The organism is Weizmannia agrestimuris (genome assembly GCF_943193165.1).
Classification (GTDB): Bacteria; Bacillota; Bacilli; order Bacillales; family Bacillaceae_C; genus Weizmannia; species Weizmannia faecalis.
Genome location: NZ_CALPDC010000011.1, coordinates 1 through 23,934, shown reverse-complemented (window position 1 = coordinate 23,934; position 23,934 = coordinate 1). Strand labels below are relative to the sequence as shown.

26 protein-coding genes are annotated in these 23,934 nt (G+C 47.5%); 20 read left to right on the top strand and 6 right to left on the bottom strand.

Annotated elements, in window-relative coordinates; all coding sequences use genetic code 11:
- Positions 1–103: 103 nt before the first annotated feature.
- Complete coding sequence (locus tag NFR98_RS06690; RefSeq protein ID WP_128890946.1) at positions 104–529, bottom strand: hypothetical protein; 426 nt, start codon at positions 527–529, stop codon at positions 104–106.
- A 194-nt stretch (positions 530–723) separates the two neighbouring features.
- On the opposite strand from NFR98_RS06690, the gene pdhA reads away from it, so the two are divergent.
- The 6 genes from pdhA to NFR98_RS06660 all read left to right on the top strand — a co-directional run bounded on the left by pdhA (position 724) and on the right by NFR98_RS06660 (position 6,335).
- Positions 724–1,830 carry a pyruvate dehydrogenase (acetyl-transferring) E1 component subunit alpha gene (pdhA, locus tag NFR98_RS06685; protein WP_014095614.1) on the top strand — a complete coding sequence of 369 codons (1,107 nt, stop codon included), beginning with the start codon at positions 724–726 and terminating at the stop codon, positions 1,828–1,830.
- A 3-nt stretch (positions 1,831–1,833) separates the two neighbouring features.
- Positions 1,834–2,811: an alpha-ketoacid dehydrogenase subunit beta gene (locus NFR98_RS06680; protein ID WP_014095613.1), complete on the top strand. Its 978-nt coding sequence runs from the start codon at positions 1,834–1,836 to the stop codon at positions 2,809–2,811.
- 114 nt (positions 2,812–2,925) lie between these two features.
- Entirely contained in the window at positions 2,926–4,239 is a 1,314-nt protein-coding gene (locus NFR98_RS06675) for a dihydrolipoamide acetyltransferase family protein (protein WP_014095612.1), read from the top strand.
- A 4-nt stretch (positions 4,240–4,243) separates the two neighbouring features.
- Positions 4,244–5,656, top strand: a complete 1,413-nt coding sequence (gene lpdA, locus NFR98_RS06670) for a dihydrolipoyl dehydrogenase (RefSeq protein ID WP_014095611.1) — start codon at positions 4,244–4,246, stop codon at positions 5,654–5,656.
- Between the two features lie 186 nt (positions 5,657–5,842).
- Positions 5,843–6,085 (top strand): hypothetical protein, encoded by a 243-nt coding sequence (locus NFR98_RS06665; RefSeq protein WP_026683831.1) that lies wholly within the window; start codon positions 5,843–5,845, stop codon positions 6,083–6,085.
- 139 nt (positions 6,086–6,224) lie between these two features.
- Positions 6,225–6,335 (top strand): GapA-binding peptide SR1P, encoded by a 111-nt coding sequence (locus NFR98_RS06660; protein ID WP_014095609.1) that lies wholly within the window; start codon positions 6,225–6,227, stop codon positions 6,333–6,335.
- 128 nt (positions 6,336–6,463) lie between these two features.
- Here the strand turns inward: NFR98_RS06660 and NFR98_RS06655 are convergent, their stop codons facing one another.
- Positions 6,464–7,933, bottom strand: coding sequence for an aminotransferase class I/II-fold pyridoxal phosphate-dependent enzyme (locus tag NFR98_RS06655; protein ID WP_017552169.1), 1,470 nt, complete (start codon positions 7,931–7,933; stop codon positions 6,464–6,466).
- Between the two features lie 120 nt (positions 7,934–8,053).
- Between NFR98_RS06655 and NFR98_RS06650 the strand changes: the two genes are divergently transcribed.
- Both NFR98_RS06650 and NFR98_RS06645 read left to right on the top strand, forming a co-directional pair.
- The gene (locus tag NFR98_RS06650) at positions 8,054–8,212 is read left to right on the top strand and encodes a hypothetical protein (protein WP_014095607.1); all 159 of its coding nucleotides are present in this window, start codon (positions 8,054–8,056) and stop codon (positions 8,210–8,212) included.
- Between the two features lie 34 nt (positions 8,213–8,246).
- Positions 8,247–8,534 carry a UPF0223 family protein gene (locus tag NFR98_RS06645; RefSeq protein WP_014095606.1) on the top strand — a complete coding sequence of 96 codons (288 nt, stop codon included), beginning with the start codon at positions 8,247–8,249 and terminating at the stop codon, positions 8,532–8,534.
- Positions 8,535–8,657: 123 nt separating this feature from the next.
- Here the strand turns inward: NFR98_RS06645 and NFR98_RS06640 are convergent, their stop codons facing one another.
- Complete coding sequence (locus NFR98_RS06640; RefSeq protein WP_014095605.1) at positions 8,658–9,278, bottom strand: DUF1054 domain-containing protein; 621 nt, start codon at positions 9,276–9,278, stop codon at positions 8,658–8,660.
- Between the two features lie 195 nt (positions 9,279–9,473).
- Between NFR98_RS06640 and NFR98_RS06635 the strand changes: the two genes are divergently transcribed.
- On the top strand, positions 9,474–9,668 hold the full coding sequence (locus tag NFR98_RS06635) for a YkzI domain-containing protein (RefSeq protein ID WP_014095604.1): 195 nt from the start codon (positions 9,474–9,476) through the stop codon (positions 9,666–9,668).
- Between the two features lie 202 nt (positions 9,669–9,870).
- Positions 9,871–10,665 (top strand): inositol monophosphatase family protein, encoded by a 795-nt coding sequence (locus NFR98_RS06630; protein ID WP_014095603.1) that lies wholly within the window; start codon positions 9,871–9,873, stop codon positions 10,663–10,665.
- A 12-nt stretch (positions 10,666–10,677) separates the two neighbouring features.
- Here NFR98_RS06630 and NFR98_RS06625 read toward each other — a convergent pair whose 3' ends face one another.
- Positions 10,678–10,863 carry a YlaF family protein gene (locus NFR98_RS06625; RefSeq protein WP_014095602.1) on the bottom strand — a complete coding sequence of 62 codons (186 nt, stop codon included), beginning with the start codon at positions 10,861–10,863 and terminating at the stop codon, positions 10,678–10,680.
- 124 nt (positions 10,864–10,987) lie between these two features.
- Here NFR98_RS06625 and typA point away from each other — a divergent pair, with 124 nt between their 5' ends.
- From typA to NFR98_RS06610, 3 genes are all read left to right on the top strand, one after another.
- Positions 10,988–12,832, top strand: coding sequence for a translational GTPase TypA (gene typA / locus NFR98_RS06620; RefSeq protein ID WP_014095601.1), 1,845 nt, complete (start codon positions 10,988–10,990; stop codon positions 12,830–12,832).
- A gap of 64 nt (positions 12,833–12,896) precedes the next feature.
- Complete coding sequence (locus NFR98_RS06615) at positions 12,897–13,229, top strand: YlaH-like family protein (RefSeq protein WP_014095600.1); 333 nt, start codon at positions 12,897–12,899, stop codon at positions 13,227–13,229.
- Between the two features lie 185 nt (positions 13,230–13,414).
- Entirely contained in the window at positions 13,415–14,743 is a 1,329-nt protein-coding gene (locus NFR98_RS06610) for a PhoH family protein (protein ID WP_014095599.1), read from the top strand.
- Positions 14,744–14,809: 66 nt separating this feature from the next.
- On the opposite strand, the gene NFR98_RS06605 is transcribed toward NFR98_RS06610, so the two are convergent.
- Complete coding sequence (locus NFR98_RS06605; protein WP_017552174.1) at positions 14,810–15,301, bottom strand: peptidylprolyl isomerase; 492 nt, start codon at positions 15,299–15,301, stop codon at positions 14,810–14,812.
- Between the two features lie 243 nt (positions 15,302–15,544).
- On the opposite strand from NFR98_RS06605, the gene NFR98_RS06600 reads away from it, so the two are divergent.
- Together NFR98_RS06600 and NFR98_RS06595 are read left to right on the top strand one after the other, a co-directional pair.
- Positions 15,545–15,826: an Fpa/YlaN family protein gene (locus NFR98_RS06600; protein ID WP_013858935.1), complete on the top strand. Its 282-nt coding sequence runs from the start codon at positions 15,545–15,547 to the stop codon at positions 15,824–15,826.
- A 177-nt stretch (positions 15,827–16,003) separates the two neighbouring features.
- On the top strand, positions 16,004–17,221 hold the full coding sequence (locus tag NFR98_RS06595) for an FtsW/RodA/SpoVE family cell cycle protein (RefSeq protein ID WP_014095597.1): 1,218 nt from the start codon (positions 16,004–16,006) through the stop codon (positions 17,219–17,221).
- Positions 17,222–17,378: 157 nt separating this feature from the next.
- Here NFR98_RS06595 and NFR98_RS06590 read toward each other — a convergent pair whose 3' ends face one another.
- Positions 17,379–18,326, bottom strand: a complete 948-nt coding sequence (locus NFR98_RS06590; protein WP_026684624.1) for a COX15/CtaA family protein — start codon at positions 18,324–18,326, stop codon at positions 17,379–17,381.
- Positions 18,327–18,806: 480 nt separating this feature from the next.
- Here NFR98_RS06590 and cyoE point away from each other — a divergent pair, with 480 nt between their 5' ends.
- The 5 genes from cyoE to ctaF all read left to right on the top strand — a co-directional run bounded on the left by cyoE (position 18,807) and on the right by ctaF (position 23,747).
- Positions 18,807–19,721 carry a heme o synthase gene (gene cyoE, locus NFR98_RS06585; protein WP_026684623.1) on the top strand — a complete coding sequence of 305 codons (915 nt, stop codon included), beginning with the start codon at positions 18,807–18,809 and terminating at the stop codon, positions 19,719–19,721.
- 86 nt (positions 19,722–19,807) lie between these two features.
- Positions 19,808–20,881 carry a cytochrome c oxidase subunit II gene (gene coxB, locus NFR98_RS06580; RefSeq protein WP_026684622.1) on the top strand — a complete coding sequence of 358 codons (1,074 nt, stop codon included), beginning with the start codon at positions 19,808–19,810 and terminating at the stop codon, positions 20,879–20,881.
- A 37-nt stretch (positions 20,882–20,918) separates the two neighbouring features.
- A complete protein-coding gene (gene ctaD, locus NFR98_RS06575; RefSeq protein ID WP_026684621.1) occupies positions 20,919–22,790 on the top strand; it encodes a cytochrome c oxidase subunit I in 1,872 nt (623 codons plus the stop codon).
- Entirely contained in the window at positions 22,790–23,416 is a 627-nt protein-coding gene (locus NFR98_RS06570; protein WP_014095592.1) for a cytochrome (ubi)quinol oxidase subunit III, read from the top strand. Before ctaD ends, NFR98_RS06570 begins: the two co-directional genes overlap by 1 nt.
- A 1-nt stretch (position 23,417) precedes the next feature.
- Positions 23,418–23,747: a cytochrome c oxidase subunit IVB gene (gene ctaF, locus NFR98_RS06565; RefSeq protein WP_017552180.1), complete on the top strand. Its 330-nt coding sequence runs from the start codon at positions 23,418–23,420 to the stop codon at positions 23,745–23,747.
- Positions 23,748–23,934: the final 187 nt, after the last annotated feature.

The following is a 23,934-nucleotide window of genomic DNA, read 5'->3' as shown; positions in this document are numbered from 1 at the left end:
CAATGTAACTTTTTCTATTATATATAAATCATGGTACATATCACAACTTTTTCATGGCCTTTTTTTCATAAAGAAAAGAATAATCCCTCTGGAAAAGAGGGATTCAAAAGTTCAGGCGATTAACTTTTTGCGCAGCATATCTTTCCACTGTTTTAAAAGCTTCTTCCTCAGCTTTTTTAACATTGTGGATCAACTCCCTACTTCTATTGTAATATTTATTTGGATATTGTAAAGGCGTGCGGCTCATCTTGTCCTTTATTATATGTAGGGAAAATGCGGAACCATCACGCCAAAATATGACAATTTCCGGCATGCCGGGAAAGATTGCTGCAAAAAATGGCAGCGTTTGCAACAACGTTTCGGGCCCGCGGAACCGGTTTTCCTGAAAACCTTCTCTCGCAACGTTTCCGCTTTTATAGTACAGTTTAAATTGCATATTGATACAGTTTTCCCGGGGAGAATGATTCGGTATATTAAAAAAATATCGGATAGAAAAAGCGTTTATAATTGACGCTTTTTTATTTTTCATGTACTCTATATATGTTGAATATAGTGTTGTATTAGTCACATCCGCTTTTTTATTGATACAGCGCTTTTTTGGCAGGCCAAAAATGATTGCGGTTACTTGAAAGAATTGTCGGTTTCTGCAGTAAACACACATTTTTTAAAATCGGCGAAATTGTATATCCATATATGCGGATAAAGAAAGGATTGGTGAACGGGATGGCTTCACGCACAAACCTTGATGAAGTAAAGACGCTTCATGATATTGAAGAAAAGTTTGAAACAGTCCAAATCTTAAATGAAGAAGGGAAAATTGTAAACGATTCCCTCATGCCGGATTTAACGGATGAACAGCTTCAGGAAATGATGCGGAGAATGGTGTATACGCGCATTCTTGATCAGCGGTCCATTTCCTTGAACCGCCAAGGCCGCCTCGGGTTTTACGCGCCGACTGCCGGCCAGGAAGCTTCCCAAATTGCTTCCCATTTTGCACTTGAAAAAGAGGACTTCATTCTCCCGGGATACCGCGATGTGCCGCAGCTGATCTGGCATGGCCTTCCGCTTGAACAGGCATTTTTATGGTCGCGTGGACATGTGGACGGGATGAAGGGCATTGAAAAATTGAACATTCTCCCGCCGCAAATCATTATCGGCGCTCAGTATGTGCAGACTGCCGGCGTTGCGCTCGGCATTAAAAAACGCGGCAAAAAGGCCGTTGCCGTGACATATACAGGGGACGGCGGCAGTTCACAAGGGGACTTTTACGAAGGCATCAACTTTGCGGGTGCTTTTAAAGCCCCAGCTGTTTTTATTGTTCAAAACAACCAGTTCGCGATTTCAACGCCGCGTTCCGTGCAAACTGCGGCCAAAACACTGGCGCAAAAAGCGGTGGCTGCAGGCATCCCGGGCATTGTAGTGGACGGCATGGACCCGTTTAGTGTATATGCGGCGGTAAAACGCGCGCGCGAACGGGCGCTCGCCGGAGAAGGTCCTTCTCTGATTGAAACGATCTGCTACCGTTTCGGCCCGCATACGATGAGCGGGGACGACCCGACGCGTTATCGTACGGAAGACCTTGACAATGAATGGGCGAAAAAAGATCCGCTTGTCCGTTTCCGCAAGTTCCTCGAACAGAAAAACCTGTGGAGCGAAGAGCAGGAAAATGAAACGATCGAACAGGCGAAAGAAGATATTAAAGCTGCCATTAAGAAAGCGGACAGCGCACCTAAACAGAAAGTGACGGATCTGATCTCCGTGATGTACGAAGAACTTCCGCAAACTTTAAAGGAACAATACGAATTTTACCAAGCAAAGGAGTCGAAATAAGCCATGGCCCAACTAACGATGATACAGGCAATTACGGATGCGCTCAGGACCGAGTTGAAAAATGATGAAAATGTTTTGGTATTCGGTGAAGACGTCGGCGTAAACGGCGGCGTCTTCCGGGCAACGGAAGGGCTGCAAAAAGAGTTCGGCAAAGACCGCGTCATCGATACGCCGCTCGCCGAATCCGGCATCAACGGGCTTGCCATCGGGCTTGCGCTCCAAGGGTTCCGGCCGGTTCCTGAAATCCAGTTTTTCGGCTTTGTTTTTGAAACGATGGACTCGATCCACGGCCAGATGGCGAGATACCGGTTCCGCACCGGCGGGGATTTGAAAATGCCGATTACGATCCGCGCTCCTTTCGGCGGAGGCGTGCATACGCCGGAAATGCATGCGGACAGCCTCGAAGGACTCATGGCGCAAACACCGGGCATTAAAGTTGTAATTCCGTCCACGCCTTATGATGCGAAAGGGTTGCTTATCTCCGCGATCCGGGACAATGACCCGGTCGTTTTTCTCGAACATATGAAACTGTACCGTTCTTTCCGGGAAGAAGTGCCGGAAGAAGAATATACGATTCCGCTCGGAAAAGCCGATGTAAAACGGGAAGGAAAAGATATTTCGATTATCGCTTACGGCGCAATGGTCCATGAATCATTGAAAGCAGCGGATGAACTTGAAAAAGAAGGGTACTCCGCAGAAGTGGTTGATCTCCGTACAGTCAGCCCGCTTGATGTAGAAACGATTGTGGCGTCTGTGGAAAAAACAAACCGCGCCATTGTCGTCCAGGAAGCACAGCGCCAGGCTGGTGTTGCGGCAAACGTCGTTGCGGAAATCAACGAACGCGCGATTTTGAGCCTGGAAGCACCAGTATTGCGCGTAACAGCGCCGGATACCGTTTATCCGTTCTCGCAGGCGGAAGGCGTTTGGATTCCGACCTATAAAGATATTTTGGAAAAAGCAAAAGAGACATTGACATTCTAAACCGGTTTTTGCCGTAAACGGGTGATGGCGGCGCGTTGAACCGAGATACATTCCAATCAAGTTTTTTGCTGCACCTTGATGGGGGCGCATTTTGAAAAAAGGAGCGTGAACACCTTGTCATTTGAATTCAGGCTGCCGGATATCGGCGAAGGGATCCACGAAGGCGAGATTGTAAAATGGTTTATTAAACCGGGCGATAAAGTTTCGGAAGATGATGTGCTTTGTGAAGTGCAAAATGACAAATCGGTTGTCGAAATTCCGTCCCCTGTGGAAGGGACTGTTGAAGACATTCTTGTTGAAGAAGGGAGCGTCGCAGTTGTCGGCGACGTCCTTGTAAAATTCGATGCGCCCGGATATGAAAATCTTAAATTTAAAGGGGATCATGGGCAAGATCAGAAAGAAGAGGCGGCAGAAAGTGCAAAACCGGAACCGGCCAAACCGGAACCGGCAAAACAGGAAACAGCTGAAACTGCCAAGCCTGCTGAAAAAGAAGCAGAACATGGCTCCGAATCCGCGGATCGCCGCGTGATCGCAATGCCATCCGTACGGAAATATGCCCGGGAAAAAGGCGTCGATATCCAGCTTGTGTCCGGAACCGGAAAAAACGGCCGCGTGCTCCGCGAAGATATCGATGCGTATGTGAACGGGCCGCAGCAGCCGGAAGCGGAAACCGGCAAAACCGAAGCACAGGCACCTGCTTCCCAGAATGCTATTCCTGAAGGGGAATTCCCTGAAACACGTGAACCGATGAGCGGCATCCGCAAAGTGATTGCAAAAGCGATGGTCAACTCGAAACAAACCGCGCCGCATGTTACGCTGATGGATGATGTCGATGTGACGGCACTGGTCGCGCACCGGAAAAAATTCAAAGAGATCGCGGCAGAAAAAGGCATCAAACTGACTTTCCTGCCGTATGTCGTAAAAGCGCTCGTCAGCACGCTGCGGGAATACCCGGTTTTAAATAGTTCGATTGATGATGAAACGAATGAAATCATCCATAAGCATTATTACAATATCGGGATTGCCGCTGATACGGAGCGCGGCTTGCTTGTGCCGGTCGTCAAACACGCCGACCGCAAACCGGTATTTGCGGTTTCCAAAGAAATTAATGAACTGGCTGAAAAAGCAAGAGATGGAAAGCTTGCCCCGAACGAAATGAAAGGCGCTTCCATTACGATTTCCAATATCGGTTCCGCCGGCGGGCAATGGTTTACACCGGTTATCAACCGTCCGGAAGTGGCCATTTTAGGAATCGGCCGGATTGCAGAAAAGCCGGTCGTTAAAAACGGTGAAATTGTTGCAGCGCCTGTACTGGCGTTGTCGCTCAGTTTTGACCACCGTATCATCGATGGTGCCACCGCACAAAATGCGTTAAATCATATCAAACGTTTGTTGCATGATCCAGAACTTTTATTAATGGAGGCGTAATCTGATGGTTGTAGGAGATTTTCCAATTGAAACCGACACAATTGTAATCGGCGCAGGGCCTGGCGGATATGTCGCGGCCATCCGGGCAGCCCAGCTCGGCCAAAAAGTGACGATCGTTGAAAAGCAGTTTATCGGCGGGGTTTGCTTAAATGTAGGATGCATTCCTTCAAAAGCGCTCATTTCGGCGGCGCACCGCTATGAATACGCAACGGAATCCGAGGCGCTCGGCATTGCCGTTGAAAATGCAAAAATTGATTTTGGGAAAGTGCAGGAATGGAAATCCGGCGTCGTGAAAAAACTGACCGGAGGCGTAGAAAGCCTGTTAAAAGGCAACAAAATTGACATCGTCCGCGGGGAAGCCTATTTTGTCGATGACCATACGCTTCGTGTAATGGACGAGAAATCAGCGCAAACCTATACATTTAAAAATGCGATTCTCGCAACCGGTTCGCGACCGATTGAAATCCCTTCCTTCAAATTTTCAGAACGCGTCATTGATTCAACCGGCGCGCTGAGTTTGAAGGAAATTCCGGAAAAACTCGTCATTATCGGCGGCGGCGTCATCGGAATGGAACTCGGGACAGCCTATGCAAAATTCGGGACGAAAGTAACGATTTTGGAAGGGGCAAAAGACATTATCGGCGGCGCGTTTGAAAAACAAATGACTTCCCTCGTTGTCCGCAAGCTGAAAAAACGGGGTGTCGAAATTATCACGGAAGCGATGGCAAAAGGCGTGGAAGAGAAGGAAAACGGCGTAGTTGTCACGTATGAAGCAAAAGGCCAGGAACAAAAAGTGGAAGGCGATTATGTGCTGGTTACGGTCGGGCGCCGTCCAAACACAGATGAACTCGGCCTTGAACAGTTGAATTTAAAGATGACAGACAGGGGCATTATCGAAGTGGATAAACAGTGCCGGACAAGCGTGCCGAATATTTATGCCATCGGCGATATTGTCCCGGGCCCGCAGCTTGCCCACAAAGCCTCCTATGAAGGGAAGATTGCGGCCGAAGCCATTTCCGGGCAGCCGGCCGAAGTGGATTACCTCGGCATTCCGGTCATTGTCTTTTCTGATCCGGAACTTGCAACGGTCGGCTATACAGAACAGCAGGCAAAAGAAGAGGGCATTGATTATGCAGTCGGCAAATTTCCGTACGGCGCGAACGGGCGGGCACTTGCCCTTGAAGCCGGCGAAGGTTTCGTCAAACTGATTACACGCAAAGAAGACGGGCTGTTGATCGGTGGCCAAATCGTCGGGATCAGCGCTTCCGATATTATTTCGGAAATCGGCCTCGCAATCGAGGCGGGCATGACAGCGGAAGATATCGCGCTGACGATCCATGCCCACCCGACATTAGGGGAAATTACGATGGAAGCGGCCGAAGCGGCACTCGGCACCCCAGTCCATATTTTAAAATAATGATTCAAAGGCTTCACACCGGGAAGGCTGCCCCGGCGTGAAGCCTTTTTCCGTTTAAAGGCGCCGCTATAAGGCTATAACAGTAACAACTGCATAGGGGACAGATTTTTTCGTGCTGGCAGGCAAGGTTATAACAACGAAACTGCGTGCATATTTTGAATTATGATGAAAGGTGCAGGTGGGACAATGAAATGTACGGTGGCATTTTTATTCCAGATCATGATATGGAGCGGTTTTAAACTGGCAGAGTGGTTGTCCGATCACGATCCAGCTATTTTTACCGCCGCCCTGTTCATTATTTTTTTATTCATTGCCTTTGCCCTGGCAAAATCAATTGTGCATTCGCTCCGGGCTGCATCTGTGGTAACGGTGCTGAGTCTCGCTGTATACGGGCTTGTGGAAGTGTCATTTTCAAAACTGATTTTCTAAAACAACCGCAAAATGATTACGCTTTCAATTGTATAACATAATTTAAAATATGTTATACAAAATCCTTGATTTTTTCTCCAGTATGACATATTATAATATTACAAGCGATTACAAAAAGCGCAAAGGGGAGGAAAATCGGATGGGAATCATTGTTTGCCAATCATGCGATGCCACGATTGACCACGTTGAGGAAGAAAAAGTATCCGTGCTTTACTCAACGTGTGACCAATGTAAACACGAAGAAGAATAGTCCTGAACTGTAGCACTTGATTTTTCCAATGCATGCGTCCATTTTCTCTCGGCCGGCTTGTTGCCCGGCTTTTTTTGCGTTAGGGAACAAAAAAGCAGGTGGGAAGGCCCCAGCCTGCTTTTTCAAACTTATTGAATGGCATGATGTTCTTTAATGACGCGGATCGTTTGCAATGTTTCGTCTTCAGGCCCCTGTACGGGAAGGCCGGCTTCGATGTTTTTCCGGATATAAGCAATGTTTTCTTCCGTAATAATTTCTCCCGGGATAAAAATCGGAATGCCCGGCGGATAGACCATGACAAACTCGGCAATGATCCTGCCGGCAGAACCGGAAAGCGGAATGGATTCCGTCTCGGCATAAAAGGCATCACGCGGCGAGAGGGCAAGCGATGGAATTTCGGGAAGCATCACTTTCACTCCTATCTTGCCGGACAAATGCGAGAACGTGTCGGACAAGCTGTGTAAAGCCTCAACGAGCAAATCCAGTTCCGTTTCCGTATCCCCGGGCGTCACAATGCAAAGAATATTGTACAAATCAGAGAGTTCCACTTCTATATGGTAGGTTTCACGCAGCCATTTTTCCGCATCATGGCCGGTGATCCCCAAATCTTTTACAGAGATGATCAACTTTGCCGGATCGTAATCATATGTTGCTTTCGTTTGGAGGATCTCGCTTCCGGCGCAATACAAATGATCGATTTCGTTTATACGCTCCCGTGTTTTTTGCGCAAGGCGGGTTGTTTCCTTGATGATCGTACTTCCCTCGGTTGCAAGCCTTTTTCGGGCGACATCGAGCGAAGCCAGTAAAATGTAGGAAGTGGACGTGGTCGTCAGCATGCTGAAAATGCTTTGGACACGTTTTTTCGATACAAGCCCTTCCTTCAGATTCAAGATCGAACTTTGCGTCAGCGAGCCGCCAAGCTTGTGGACGCTCGTTGCGGCCATATCGGCGCCGGCCTGCATGGCGGAAACTGGCAGTTCATCGTCAAAATGAATATGGACACCGTGTGCCTCGTCCACCAGTACCGGGACATGGCAGGCATGGGATATATCCACAATGCTATTCAAATCAGCGGAAATGCCGTAATAGGTCGGATTAATGACCAGAACGGCTTTCGCATCGGGATGCTGCTTGAGCGCTTTGGAAACGGACGCCGGGGTAATGCCGTGTGAGATGCCAAGCAAAGGATCCACTTCCGGGTGGATAAAAACGGGCACGGCGCCGGAAAACACAATCGCAGACATCACCGATTTATGGACATTGCGTGGCACAATAATTTTATCGCCCGGCCCGCAGACGCTCATCACCATGGCCATAATCGCGCCGCTCGTCCCTTGTACGGAAAAAAACGTGGCATCCGCACCGAATGCTTCCGCCGCAAGCTTCTGCGCCTCCTCAATCATGCCATGGGGCTGGTGAAGATCATCGAGCGGCTCGATATTAATTAAATCCAGTTTTAATACATTGTCGCCGATGAATTTGCGAAAATCAGGATCCATCCCGCGCCCGGTTTTATGGCCGGGAATATGGAATTGGACGGGATTTCGTTCAATATGCCGGAGAAGCCCGGTGTATAACGGCGTGTGATATTGTGACAATCATTCCACCTCTTTATCTCATTGCTTGCTTTTGAAGAAAAACAAGATGAATTATAGCATTCCGGACACAGTTTTTAAATAGTTTTTCTTTGCACAGGGAAAAAAAGCCGGATGCGGGCAATGGAAAAAGATAAAGCGCATAAAGCATGGAGAAATGAGGGGAAGCTAGACGGTGAATGTACAAGGCGGGGAGCCATGGGAAACCAAACGGATGGTAGCCCTTGTATTCCGGCAGATGGCGGCATCATTGGCCAGGCGGAAGCGATTCAGGTAAAATAGAACGGGTATACAGAAGAAAAGCGAGGTGGTTTGGATGGAATATCCATATCCGATTTCAGCTGACTGGTCGACACAGGAAGTCATCGACGCCGTTCAATTTTTCGAAGCGGTGGAAGAAGCATATGAAAAAGGGGTCAACCGGGATGTGCTGCTTGCCAGGTACCGCCGTTTTAAAGAAATCGTCCCCGGGAAGGCGGATGAGCGGAATATATGCAATGAATTTGAAGAGGCGAGCGGTTATTCCCCGTACCGGGCCATCAAGAAAATGAAGGAAGAGCAGGGACCGGTCATTAAAATGGATAAAAACGGATCGCGCGATTAGCGGCACGGAAAGAAAGCAGCATCACCCGCTGATGCTGCTTTTAAATTGTCTGCAAATTACGAATCGGCACAGGAGAAAAAGCGCACCGTGTTCCGGCGCGCTTTTTTCCACTCTGCATGCTGTTTAGGCCATTTTGTAGATGGGTAATACATGTACAAAGACGTCCTCGATCGTTTTGGCCAGTTCATCCGGGGACATGCCGGCTGCTTCTTCCCGCGGGATCTCAAGCCCGCAAAGCATTTCGGCTTTTTTAACAACCTGCATCCGTCTGAAAAACGTGTTTAAAGTATGGGGATTCATACGGTCAGTGCGGATGCCACCCGGTTTTGTATGATCATCCGACCAAATGTAATGGCCGGGTATATTTTCTAAAATCGGATCAATTTTCTTTTCGAGTTTTTTTCCGATGGACGCTTTTTGCGGGCACTCATTCATGACGGCCGTGACAATGAAGAGCCGGTCTTCCCACAGCCCGATTTGAAAATGAGGAAGCATTTTGTAGCCGCGCTTGCCAGGGGAAAAGGCCACCCACGTATCTTTCGGCGGATTGACGGTACGGCGGGCGTGTTTGGCAACATGATAAAATATTTCTTCACCGGTCAAAACCGACAAAACCGGCGAAAAATACTCCCCCAATACTTCAAGTTTCGGACGGACGGTTGATTTCAGCTGTTCCATCCGCTGATCGAGGCCTTCGATCCGGAAAACGTCAAAATCCTGTCCAGTAAAAGCAGTGATGCCCATTTGTTCACCTCCGTTCTGTATGAACCATGGGGATATTCATATTTTATCATCCATCAGGGAGGTTTAACAAATAAAAGCCGGTGGGTAAAAATAGGTATACACACAATTTTGTTACATCAATCGAGATTACACATAATATATATAAAGATAATATCAGAAAATTCATATCATTACCCCAGGAGGATGTGAAGAAAAATGAAACAAGTAATCTCTTCGGTGAAAAGAAAACCTTATGAAAGAAAACGGATTGCAGTATTGCGCATGGAACTGGATTACGAACTGGCTACGTTATATGAAGCGATGGAAATGAAAGATGAAGAGCAAAAAGGAAAGTCGATTAAGCGTCTGGAAAAAATCCGTGAAGAACTGCTGAAAATGAAAGCCATGTAATGGAACGAAAAGGCAGGATGTCGTTGAAAGCGGACTCCCTGTATTGGATACAGATGGGGTTCGTTTTTGTGCAGGAGAGGTTCATCTTTACTGACAAAACCGCTATGGGAAAACGATTTCGGACGCATTCTCAAAACTTGATAATTGTCTTTATTTCCTTTACGCTTAAGGGAAATGATTTGCATAGATGGAGGGCCCGACTATGGACAGATGGGAAGAAATCAATACATATGCCGTCCGGTGGATCAGGGAAGCGGGCGAGCGGATTCTTGCTTCGCAAAAACCGCTGCAAATTGAAACAAAATCGGACCGCAATGATCTGGTTACCAATATTGACAAGGAAACAGAACAATTTTTAATCGGCAAAATCCGGACAACCTTTCCGGATCACCACATTTTGGGTGAAGAAGGCTTCGGTGAGGATATTCGTGATACAGAAGGCATCCTCTGGATTGTGGATCCGATTGACGGGACGGTCAATTTTGTCCACCAAAAAGTCAATTTCATGATTTCCATTGGGGTCTACGAGAACGGAGAAGGCAAACTGGGCTATATTTATGATGTCGTCCGGAAAGAATTGTATTTTGCAGAAAAGGGCAAGGGGGCTTATTTTAACGGGGAACGGATTCCGTTACTTGCGCAAAACAGGCTGGAAGATACGATCCTTGCGCTGAATCCGTATTGCATGGTGGAAAACAGGGGTATCGACCCGGCCCGTCTGGCAGCGCTTGTCAGGGATGTGCGCGGCACAAGGAGTTACGGGTCGGCAGCGCTTGAGCTTGCTTATGTGGCAATGGGAAGGCTTGATGCTTATATTACGATGCGCCTGTCGCCGTGGGATTTTGCCGCCGGGAAAGTGATCGTGGAAGAAGTGGGCGGCGTTGTGACGGATGTTTTCGGGCGCCCGCTCGATATGCTCGGGAACAGTTCCGTGTTTGCCGGCAAGCCCGGGCTGCATGAGGAAATTTTAAAGCGGTATCTAAAAGGGCAGGAATAAGAAAAGAGGGGCTCACAGTTTCCCCTCTTCACGCATTTTTTTCTTTGTTTTAAAGCCGAATCCCATAATGACAATGAGAAGCGCGGTGCAACCGAGAATGCCGGCAACGCTTTGGGCGCCGATCGCAACGCCGATGCCGCACATGGAAAGGAATGCAGCCAGTGAAAAGAACACAAATACCCATTTGATTTCCCGCATATGATGAACCTCCCTCTCCCCTTATTTTAGCGAAAATGTTTTAATAAAGCCAGCATTGTGTTATAATATTTTAGTTAAAGGTACAGACTAACATAGATTTGCGTTTAGGCAGGAGGAAATGTTTTTGAAAAGAAGAGAAGATTTACGCAACATTGCCATTATCGCGCACGTAGACCATGGGAAGACGACACTTGTGGACCAGCTGCTGAAGCAGTCCGGTACTTTCCGTGCCAATGAGCATGTTGAAGAACGTGCAATGGATTCCAATGATCTGGAACGGGAAAGAGGCATTACGATCCTTGCCAAAAATACGGCAGTTCATTATAAAGATAAGAAAATCAATATTTTGGATACTCCGGGACATGCTGACTTTGGCGGCGAAGTCGAACGGATTATGAAAATGGTGGACGGGGTCTTGCTTGTGGTGGATGCCTATGAAGGCTGCATGCCGCAGACGCGTTTCGTGCTGAAAAAAGCACTGGAACAAAACTTGACGCCGATTGTGGTCGTAAACAAAATTGACCGCGATTTTGCACGCCCTGAAGAAGTGGTTGATGAAGTGCTTGAATTATTTATTGAGCTGGATGCTAATGATGAACAGCTGGAATTTCCGGTTGTGTATGCTTCCGCCATTAACGGGACGGCAAGCCTCGATCCGGATCCGGCCAAACAGGAAGAAAATATGAAAGTGCTGTTTGATACGATTATCGAACATATTCCGGCACCTATCGACAACCGCGAAGAACCGCTCCAGTTCCAGGTTGCCCTGCTTGATTACAACGATTATGTCGGGCGGATCGGCATCGGCCGCATTTTCCGCGGAAAAATGCATGTCGGCCAGCAGGTGGCATTGATGAAGCTGGACGGCAGCGTCAAGCAGTTCCGTGTCACCAAAATGTTCGGTTTCTTCGGGCTGAAGCGGGAAGAAATTGAGGAAGCATATGCCGGGGATTTAATTGCGGTATCCGGAATGGAAGACATCAATGTCGGGGAAACGGTCTGCCCGGTTGAACACCAGGAAGCACTGACGCCGCTCCGCATTGATGAGCCGACTTTGCAAATGACTTTCCTTGTCAACAACAGCCCGTTTGCCGGCCGTGAAGGAAAATTTGTGACGGCGCGGAAAATTGAAGAACGGCTCCGTTCGCAGCTGCAGACGGATGTCAGCTTGCGTGTTGAAAACACTGACTCTCCGGATGCATGGGTTGTATCTGGACGGGGGGAACTGCATTTATCCATTTTAATTGAAAATATGCGCCGTGAAGGGTTTGAACTGCAGGTTTCAAAACCGAAAGTGATCATTAAAGAAATCGACGGCGTCAAATGCGAACCGGTGGAACGTGTCCAAATCGATACACCGGAAGAACACACCGGTGCGATTATTGAGTCGCTCGGTTCCCGGAAAGGCGAAATGCTCGATATGATCAATAACGGAAATGGACAAGTCCGCCTGATTTTCAATGTCCCGGCCCGCGGATTGATCGGCTATACGACCGAATTTATGACGCTCACGAGGGGTTACGGCATTTTAAACCATACGTTTGATTCCTACCAGCCAATGCAGTCTGGTCGTGTCGGCGGCCGCAGAAACGGCGTTCTCGTCTCCATGGAAACGGGCAAAGCCACGACATACGGCATGATGCAGGTGGAAGACCGTGGCACGCTGTTTGTCGAGCCAGGCACGGACATTTATGAAGGCATGATCGTCGGGGAAAACTCCCGTGAAAATGATATTGCTGTCAATATTACGAAAGCAAAACACGCGACAAACGTCCGCTCGGCAACAAAAGACCAGACGGCGGTCATCAAAAAGCCGCGCATAATGTCGTTAGAACAGGCGCTCGAATACCTGAACGACGACGAATATTGCGAAGTGACGCCAGAATCAATCCGGCTGCGCAAAAAAATCCTGAATAAGAGCGAGCGCGAAAAAGCGCAGAAACGGGCAAAAGCAGCAGAGAATGCATAAGCAAAGAATAGGGCCGGCATGACCCTGTTCTTTCATATATTCAAAGGGGAAAAGGGGAGATAGGATGACAAGCGAGGCGGTTCACCACCAATTGTCATTTTTTGCGGCGTTGTACAAAGTGGATGAAAACCCGGAACCGGGGATGTGGGCCTTGTATCTGACCATCGTCGTTCTTTCGGTCATTGTCTACCGGCTCGGATTTGCGAGAAAGTTGCCAGTTCTGAAATCTGCTGTTATTTATGTACTGCTCCTTTTGGGATGCACGCTGCTCACGTTTTTTGCCATCTTTTTGCCCGTGGGGGAGTCGCTCTGTTTAGCGGCTGTTGTGCTCGGCGTTTACAAAATCCGCCTGTATCAGCATAAAAAAACTGAAAAAAAGGAACGTTTTCCAATGTAGCACGCTTCCGGTTCCGGAAGCTTTTTTTGTGCCGCAAAAGAACTGGACGCGCGCAATGATTCTAACCGGACTTGCCCGTACATATACTTTAGCAGTGCCTGGTCCTTTGTCCAATCCCAGCGATGAACAGGTCACACCGCGCTCACATAAACTAACATAATCCATATGAAGCAGGGGGCATCGATTTGAAGAAAATATACGTCTTGGATACCAATGTATTGCTCCAGGATCCATATGCCATCTTTTCTTTTGAAGATAATGAAATTGTCATACCGGCTGTTGTACTGGAAGAAGTGGATTCTAAAAAACGAAATATGGACGAAATCGGCAGAAATGCGCGCCAGGTATCCAAATTAATGGACGGTTTCCGGCAAGCCGGAAAACTGCATGAGAAAATCCCGCTTGAAAACGGGGGTGTGCTCAGAATTGAGCTGAATCACCGCTCCTTTCACCAGCTGCAGGATATTTTCGTGGAAAAAACAAATGACAACCGGATCCTCGCGGTTGCGAAAAATTTATCGCTGGAAGAAGAGAGAAAAGAAAATGGCCGCCCGGTGATTCTTGTCAGCAAAGATGCGCTCGTCCGGGTAAAAGCGGACGCGCTCGGCCTGTTGGCGGAAGATTTTTTAAACGACCGTGTCGTAAGCCTCGATCATCTTTATACCGGGCAAATGGAAATGTATATCAGCCCCGATTTATTGAAACGGTTTTATGAAAAGCAGGAACTGTCGCTGAGCGAAATTGCCAACCACCCGTTCTACCCGAACCAATTTCTGATTTTGAAAGATGCGCTCGGCAGCTCGGCTTCCGCAATTGCCATTGTGGATCAGGCTGGAAAAACGGCGAAAAAGCTCTTTCATGTGCAGGATGCTGTCTGGGGAATTAAGCCGAGAAACGCCCAGCAGTGGATGGCAATGGAACTTTTGCTGCGCCCCGATATTCCGCTCGTCACCCTGACCGGAAAAGCGGGAACGGGCAAAACATTGCTTGCCCTTGCTGCAGGCCTGATGCAGACGGAAGATTTGCATGATTATAAAAAGCTTTTGGTCGCTCGTCCGATTGTTCCGTTTGGCAAAGATATCGGCTATTTGCCGGGAGAAAAAGAGGAAAAGCTGCGGCCGTGGATGCAGCCCATCTACGATAATCTTGAGTTTTTGTTTAATACGAAAAAAGCGGGAGAAATTGATGGCATATTGTCCGGCATGAGTTCGATTGAGGTGGAGGCGCTGACGTATATCCGCGGGCGCAGCATCCCGGAGCAATATATCATTATTGATGAGGCGCAAAATTTATCCAAGCATGAAGTGAAGACGATTTTAACAAGGGTAGGGGAACAGAGTAAGATCGTGTTAATGGGGGATCCGGAACAAATTGACCACCCGTATTTGGATGCTTACAATAACGGGCTGACGTACGTCGTTGAGAAATTTAAAGATGTGCCGCTCGCCGGGCATGTGCAGCTGCTTAAGGGCGAGCGCTCAAAACTCGCGCAAATCGCGGCAGACCTTTTGTAAGACCACTATATGAAAAAACCGGGAGCAGCTGTCTTAAAACGTTTATGCTGCCCCCGGCATCCGGGATTATTCAATGCGCATACCGGTTACATATTTGACCGGGTTTTCCCGGTTTGAACCGTCATCCAATAAAATGTGAAGCGGGCCGTCTTCTTTCAGCGCCCTTCCTTTAATAGAAAAGGCAGCAATTAAATGGCCAGCCATTTCAAGCGGATAAGCGACAGGCCCGTTCTTTGTTTCAAACACGATTTTTTCCGCATCTTCCAGCGGCTCCGCATTTTGAATGAACAGGCCGACCGGGATGCCAAATGTCCCAGTTTTCAAATGGTGCCGTTTAAACTTTGACTTTGTCCTTACAGCAGCCTGCGGATCGGCCCCTTCTGCCATGGCTTTGTCAAAATATTTGCCGGTTTTCTTTAAGTAGGCTTCTTCCTGGCTGGTTTCCTGCTTTTCTTCGTCGAAATATGTATCAAGATCGACTTTCCGGTCATCAAATATCCAAGTGCCGATATCTAGCGTAATCGGAAACTTCACTTTTCCCTTTATTTGCATAATCATGATTGTGGCCCCTTTCTGTCCGTCTATACAGCATTATACCTTTCACGGCTGCCCGTGTCACTTGAAAGCGTATAAAAACAGTCCGGAAAGCGTTCGCGGTCGGGGAATTGCGGAATTTCAAATTCTGTCTCCCCCGGGTTGTTTACGGGATTCCGGGCGTTTATTGATTTCGTATAACTTGCAAAATCACGGTTTTAAAGGTACAATTTTTAATTAGATTGATATGTGAACGGGGGGATCAATTTGGCGTCTGAAACAAAGGTGAACCACCGGGAGAAAGCATACAGCCTGCTCAAGGCGGACGCAGAAAAGATATTAAAATTAATTCAGGTTCAAATGGATAACTTAACGATGCCCCAATGCCCTTTATATGAGGAAGTATTGGATACACAAATGTTTGGTTTATCCCGTGAAATAGATTTTGCGGTCCGGCTCGGCTTAGTGGATGCCGGTGACGGAAAGCGGCTTCTTGATTCGCTTGAACAGGAACTGTCCCTTTTGCATGATGCATATATAAAAAAATAATGTTGAAAACTCAAACGATGTTCCGGTTGTTTGAGTTTTTTATTTTTTTAAAAGGCAAAGGCAATGGCGGCCGGCGAAAAAGATGTTATAATTTAAAAATAACGGCAGGAGTTTTTTTAAAACGGTAGAATATTTTTTATCATGAATGTTGCAGTTTTTACGGATTGGAAGGTTCCTATGCTGAAAAAAATCTTAAAATCATTCGACTACTCGGTCATCGTTGTCTACCTGCTTCTTTGCTTATTCGGTTTGGTAATGATTTACAGTTCCAGCATGGTGATTGCAGTGCAGCGTTACGGGCTGGACAGCGCCTATTTTTACAACAAGCAGAAAATCAATTTGGCCCTTGCACTCCTTGCGTTTACCGTTACGGCTTTTCTCCCGTATAAACTATACGCAAGCAAAAAATTCCTTGCAGTGCTGATGTGCGGGTCGATGTTCGGGCTTTTGGCACTGTTTATTTTCGGCCATACGTCGAATAACGCGCAAAGCTGGTTCCGGCTCGGTTCCAGTTCCGTGCAGCCGTCGGAATTTGTGAAAGTTGCGATTATTATTTATCTGTCCGCCGTTTATGCCAAGAAACAGGCATACATTGACATCTTTAACAAAGGGGTTGTCCCGCCGCTTATCTTTCTTATCGTTGTTTGTTTCCTGGTTGCGATCCAGCCGGATATCGGGACGGCGACCATCATTTTTGGGATTGGCTGCACGATCATCGTTGCATCCGGCATGCGCCTGAAAACCATGCTGAAGCTGGCAGGGCTCGGGCTTCTATTTGCCGTTCTGTTGTCGCCGTTTCTTTTTCTGGAAAAGGACAAAATCTTTACGCCGGTTAAGATCGCACGGTTTACAGGCTATTTGAATCCTTTTCAGAACGAAGGCGGGGAAGGTCTTCAGCTCGTAAACTCCTATATTGCGATCGGGTCAGGCGGGCTGAAAGGGCAGGGGCTCGGGGAAAGCATTCAAAAGCTCGGTTATCTTCCAGAGCCCCACACCGACTTTATTATGGCCATTATTGCTGAAGAACTCGGGGCTTTTGGCGTCCTGTTTGTGATCGGCGGGCTTTGCTACATTGTGCTGCGCGGCATATATATTGGCATCCATTCAAAAGACCAGTTCGGGAGCCTGCTTGCGATCGGAATTTCCGGCATGATTGCCATCCAGACATTTATCAATCTGGGCGGCGTCTGCGGCCTGATTCCCATTACGGGTGTGACGCTTCCGTTTATCAGCTACGGCGGTTCATCGCTTCTGATTTTGTCTCTTTCCCTCGGCATTCTGGTCAATGTGGGCATGTTTACAAAGTATGAGGAAAAGTATAAACACAAACAGGAAAAGCCGCAGGAAGCGGGCGGAGCAAACCGGAGGCCGTATCAGGTCTACTCAAGGCCGTAACGTTTAAAAACGGGTGCTCGGCAGAGTGAAAGCAGAGGATAAAATAAAAAGGCGCAAGGTTTTATGCCTTGCGCCTTTTCCGCCTATCTTACGTAAGCCCTTTGCTGCCTTATTTTGCACCAAGCCGCAACATGCGGTACCATTGGTTTTTCCAAACTCAGCGAACCCGGGCTTTTTTTAGCGGGAGGCTGTCTTTGCTTTTGGCAAACTGTTTCACTCGCCCGACAACGAGGTTCAAATAACATAGCAGGCCGAACAGGCAGGAAATGAAAAATGCGTGCAGGAGGGTGAAAGTAAGATTCATCCTCGAAAAAACGACCATGGCGCCTGAAACAGCCTGCAGGCAGACAAGCACGAACGCAATGATCCATCCCCAGTAAATAACGCGCTGGTTTTGATAATGTCTTACGGCTCTAAAGGTGATATAAGCAATCCAGACAAAGATAAGGAGTGCCGCCATCCGGTGCCCCATCTGCACCCATTCGAACCGGTTTGCGGGCAGGGAAGGGTCGCTGTTCACACAAAGCGGGAAATCCCGGCAAACAAGGCTTGCATTCATATGGCGGACAAGCGCGCCCGTATAGACGACGATAAAGCTGTAAACGGTCACGCCGATCGTATGCCATTTCATGCTTTTTTCAAGAACAAGCCGGCCTGCGTCAAATTTCTGGTCCCATTCAAAAACCATCAGCGTTAGCATCAGCACGGACGCAAACGAAATGAGCGAAACGCCGAAATGAAGCGCCATCACAAGATCGGATGAACCCCAGACGACTGCCGCCATACCGAGAAATGCCTGCAGAAGCAGAAAAATGACGGAAATAATGGATAAAAATTTCGTTTCTCTTTTATGGCCGATTGCAAACCATGACCAAATGGCAAGCGCAAAGACAAGAAACGATGCGATGCCCGTGCAAAACCTGTGCAGCCACTCGATCAGCGACTCGACAGTGAGCGGATCAGGAAAAATTTTGCCGTTACAAAGCGGCCATTGGCGGCCGCAGCCAAGGCTTGAACCGGTATTGGTGACAAGTGCCCCGCCGATTAAAACCACCATCATCGATAAAGTTGTCACTACTCCGAGCCATTTTAAAGTTGTGCGCAATTGTTCCACCTTCTTTAATCTCATTTGTAAACATGTATCACAAGCCACGAATGCAACATACAGTCCCGCATCATTGCAACCGTTCATATAGTAGAAAATCCGTTCGGCAAGGTGCTTCCAACTATCATCTTATCGTAAAACAGTCTGAAGGAAAAATATTTATTTCCCATGACACAAATTTGCCATAAAAATGTGTCGAAAATATCACACCTTCGCGGTAATTTATGATTAAATATAATATAGGCAGGTATATTTCGGAATTCCGCATATTTACATGTTGGGAAACTTATAAATGATCTTAGTATGACGATATCGTTACATACAGTTTTGATTAATAGCCAAAAAGGAAAAGATGGATTATAGTTGTAGTATACCGTTTTCCTTATTGGCAGCGTAAAAACATTTACAAAAGGAATCCGCCGACAACGTGTCAGGCCATTTTTTTTGAACGGTTTTGAAAAATTGGAAGGAGGGACTATCGTGGCAGATAGTCGGACGATGGATACAACAACAAGGGTAAAAGCTGCAGACGCCTCTGCGTTGAAAGATTTCTTATCCTTGATTAAAATTGGAATTGTAAACTCAAATTTAATTACGGCATTTACCGGAATGTGGCTTGCATTGGAACTGACAAACAGGCATTTTTTGCAGTCGCTGGACATTATGGTCCTTGCGATGGCGGGAACTGCGCTGATTGTCGCCGGGTCGTGCAGCCTGAACAACTGGTATGACCGGGATATTGATGTCATTATGAAAAGCAAAAACTTCAGGCCAACGGTTACAGGCAGATTTTCAAACGCGAAAGTGCTTACAATTGGCCTCGGATTTGTGGCACTCGGCACAATGCTATTGTTTATGACCACTCCAATGGCGGGGTTGATCGGGCTGTTTGGCGTATTCAGCTATGTCGTGCTGTATACAATGTGGTCAAAACGAACTCTTGTCAGCAATACCGTGATCGGCAGTTTTGCCGGCGCTGTTCCCCCGCTGATCGGCTGGGCGGCTGTTGACCCGCATCTCGGGATTGTGCCATGGATGCTATTTTTGCTTATGTTTATCTGGCAACCACCGCATTTTTATGCGATTGCGATGAAAAAATGCGATGAATACAAGGCAGCGGGCATTCCGATGCTTCCGGCTGTCAAAGGGTTTCAAATCACAAAATGGCATATGCTCATATGGGTGGCATTGCTTCTTCCGGTGCCGTTTTTCCTGAAACCGCTCGGCATTGGTTTTATTATCCTTGCGACATTGTTTAATCTGGGCTGGCTGGCATTAAGCCTGTCCGGTTTTAAAATGAAGAATGATTTAAAATGGGCGAAATGGATGTTCATTTATTCGCTGAACTATTTAACGATCTTGTTTGTAGCAATGGTAATCGCTACGCTTTTCTAAAGGGAGTTCTTTCTTGCAAAAGAAATCCAATAGATTGCATCCTTGTTCTGACAGAAAGATACAGGAAAGAGGGGATTGGTAGAGCGATGAAACAGCGGCTGCAAAAGGGGAGTTTGCTTTTTATTGTCACTTTGTTTATGGCCGCGCTTTCGGGCTGTGGCAAGCCATATTTGTCGGCACTTGATCCTGCCGGCGAAGTGGCCCGGAAGCAGTATGATTTGATGATGTGGAGCGTTTGGATTATGGTGTTCGTCATGGTTGTCGTATTCGCCGTTTTCCTTACCGTTCTCATACGGTTCAGGCGGAAAAAAGGGGACGAATCCATTCCAAAACAGGTGCCGGGGAATCATAAGCTTGAAATCTTATGGACCATTATTCCGATTGTTTTATTGATTTTAATTGCCATTCCGACCATCAGCCAGGTCTTCAGCCTCGGAGATACGAAAGCGATGGATAAGAAAAAGGATGCCAAGCAAGGGGCGCTTATCGTTAAAGTTCGCGCCAGCCTTTATTGGTGGGAATTTGAATACCCGGGTTACGGTGTGGTGACAAGCCAGGAACTCGTTGTCCCAACAAACCAGAAAGTTTACTTCCAAGTTAAAGCCTCAGATGTGAAACACTCATTTTGGATACCGTCCGTTGGCGGGAAAATGGATGCCAACACAGATAATATCAACAAATTCTGGCTTGAAATTGATGATCAGAAGGCAGAGGATGCCGGAAATGTGTTTTATGGAAAATGCGCCGAATTATGCGGCCCTTCCCATGCCTTAATGGACTTCCGCGTGAAAGCGGTGCCACGGGATGAGTTTAAGGCGTGGATCAGCAATATGAAAAATGCAAAAGAAACAAAACCGGCGTCCGCTCTCGCACAGGAAGGGCAGGATGTATTCAAAAAAAGCTGCATCAGCTGCCACGCGGTCACGCCGAATGACACACGGCCGGAACAGGCACGGACAGCTCCCAATCTGGCAACCTTTGGCGAAAGGGAAAAAGTCGCCGGCATTTTGGACCATAATGAGGCCAATCTCAAAAACTGGATAAAAGATCCGGAAAAATATAAACCGGGGTCAAAAATGCCCGCCTTCGGGGATAAGCTTTCCGACCGGCAAATCGATGCGCTTGCGGCTTATTTGATGCAATTGAAAGCTGGTGAATAAAACAAAGGGGATATTCGAAAGCAAAGGGGAGGTTAAAGTGAGCGTAGGAACAAAAAAGGCAGGTTTTGGCGCCACTGTCTATGAATATCTCACAACAGTGGATCATAAAAAAATCGGCATTTTGTATTTGATTACAGGGGGATTGTTTTTTGTCATCGGCGGGATTGAAGCGCTGATGATCCGCATACAGCTGGCGGTGCCGAACAATCATTTTGTCGGCGCGGATACGTACAATCAAGTCATGACAATGCACGGCACGACCATGATCTTTCTTGCGGCCATGCCGCTCTTGTTTGGTTTTATGAATGCGATTGTCCCGCTTCAGATCGGTGCCCGTGATGTGGCTTTTCCGTTTTTAAATGCATTGGGGTTCTGGTTGTTTTTCTTTGGCGGTATTTTCTTGAATTTATCCTGGTTTCTTGGGGGCGCGCCCGATGCGGGGTGGACTTCCTATGCTTCACTGTCCCTCGCATCTGGCGGACACGGGATTGATTTTTATTCACTCGGGCTGCAAGTTTCAGGTTTCGGTACGCTCATTGCTGGGGTGAATTTCCTTGTGACGATTATGAACATGCGGGCGCCGGGAATGACGTACATGCGCATGCCGATGTTCACATGGACGACTTTCGTTGTGTCCGCCCTTATTCTGTTTGCGTTTCCACCACTTACAGCCGGTTTGTTCTTGCTAACATTTGATCGGATGTTCGGTGCGAAATTTTTTGACGTGGCCTTCGGAGGAAATACCATCATTTGGGAACATCTTTTCTGGATTTTCGGGCATCCGGAAGTCTACATTTTAATTTTGCCGGCATTTGGCATTTTCTCTGAAATTTTTGCACATTTTTCTAAAAAGCGATTATTCGGATACTCTTCCATGGTATTCGCCGTTATTTTAATTGGGTTTTTAGGCTTTATGGTGTGGGCCCACCATATGTTTACAACCGGCCTGGGCAATGTAGCCAACGCCATTTTTGCCGTGTCTACAATGACCATTGCGGTGCCGACGGGCATTAAAATTTTCAACTGGCTGCTTACGATGTGGGGCGGGAGCATCCGGTTTACAACGCCGATGCTTTATGCGGCTGCTTTCATCCCGTCCTTTACATTGGGCGGTGTTACCGGGGTGATGCTCGCGGCTGCACCTGCTGACTACCAATATCATGACAGCTATTTTGTTGTAGCCCACTTCCACTATGTTATTGTCGGCGGTGTTGTTTTCGGGTTGCTTGCGGCACTGCATTATTACTGGCCGAAAATGTTCGGCACGATGCTGAATGAGACAATGGGGAAAATCACATTCTGGCTATTTTTCATTGGTTTCCATTTAACCTTTATGATCCAGCACTGGCTCGGATTGCTCGGGATGCCGAGAAGGCAGTGGACATATCTGCCGAATCAAGGCTGGGATACGGATAACCTCGTCAGTTCATCCGGCGCGGTGTTGATGGCGGCAGGTGTGCTAATCCTCGTGGCCAATATTGTTGTCACGGCCGTCCAGAACCGGAAAGTCGGAAACGATCCGTGGGAGTTTGGCAGGACGCTCGAATGGTCGATTTCCTCTCCGCCGCCGGAATACAACTTTGCACAAACACCGCTTGTCAGAGGAATTGACACCTGGTGGCTCGAAAAAATGGAAGGGAAAAAACAGGTGACACCAGCAGAGCCGATCAAAGACATCCATATGCCGAACTCGTCCATCTTGCCGTTTTTTATGGCATTCGGCTTATTTATTGCCGCTTTTGGTGCACTTTACCATCCAAACCATACCAAAGCCGGCATCACGATCCTTGTCATCGGCTTGGCGATTACCCTTGGATCGATGCTGATCCGGTCGGTAAAAGATGATACGGGATACCATATTAGGAAGGAAGCCTTAATGGAACGCGAAGAAAGGGGGGCCGGGGCGTAATGGAAATAGAACAAAATTTTACGGCGAAAACATGGCCAGAGTCCCCGGAGCGGGCGACGCTTGAAGGCAGGAATAAATTTCTCGGTTTTTGGCTGTTTTTAGGCGGCGAGACGGTCCTTTTTGCTTCCTTGTTTGCAACCTACCTGGCGCTGAAAGACAAGGGCCCGGCATCAATGGTGCATGCAAAAGACTTATTTGAACTGCCGCTAACCTTTTTGGCCACGGTTTTTCTGTTAACGAGTTCCATTACAAGTGTGTATGCCATTTATCATATGAAAAATTTTGCTTTTAAAAAAATGCAGGCCTGGTTTTTGATTACCGTTTTGCTTGGTGCTTGTTTTCTTGGGCTTGAAGTCTATGAATTCCATCATTATGTGACGGAATACCATCATACATTTACAAGCAGCGCATTCGGTTCCGCGTTTTATACGCTTGTCGGGTTCCACGGCGGCCACGTGGCGTTCGGGCTGTTATGGATTACGACACTGATGGTGCGGAACGCGAAACGGGGATTGAATTTGTACAATGCGCCGAAATTTTACGTGGCAAGCCTGTATTGGCACTTTATTGATGTCGTCTGGGTGTTTATCTTTACGGTTGTATATTTGATGGGGATGGTGGGATAAGATGGAACACAATGCACAAATGGACAGACGCCATGTTGAATACGAATACAGGCGCCGCAAAAGCGCGGAGGAAATGAAGTACCAGGTCGTCAGTTTTATTTTGATGATGTTTTTGACTATTGTTGCATTCTGGGCCGTCCATGCCCATTTGTCCAAATGGTTTACCATTCCGGTTATCCTGCTTTTGGCTGCGATCCAGGTCGTATTTCAGCTGTTTTATTTCATGCATATGAACCATAAGCACCATGAAGGCCCGAAACTTTTCATCTTTGGCGGCACACTCGTCGCATTTGTCACAGTACTGGCATTCCTCACCATCATCTGGTGGTGAAAAGAAAAGCGGAGGGCGTTTGATTATCGGCTGTTAGGAGCCAGAGCTAAAAGTAAAGCGGAGGGCGCTTCTTGGGCGCCCCCGCTTTAAATCGATTTGCAATGGTGCGGAAAGTCCTACGGTGTGATGTCAAGGGTTAAAAACAAGTGAATTGGAAATTTTGTTGGCTCTATGTCGTAAAAATGGC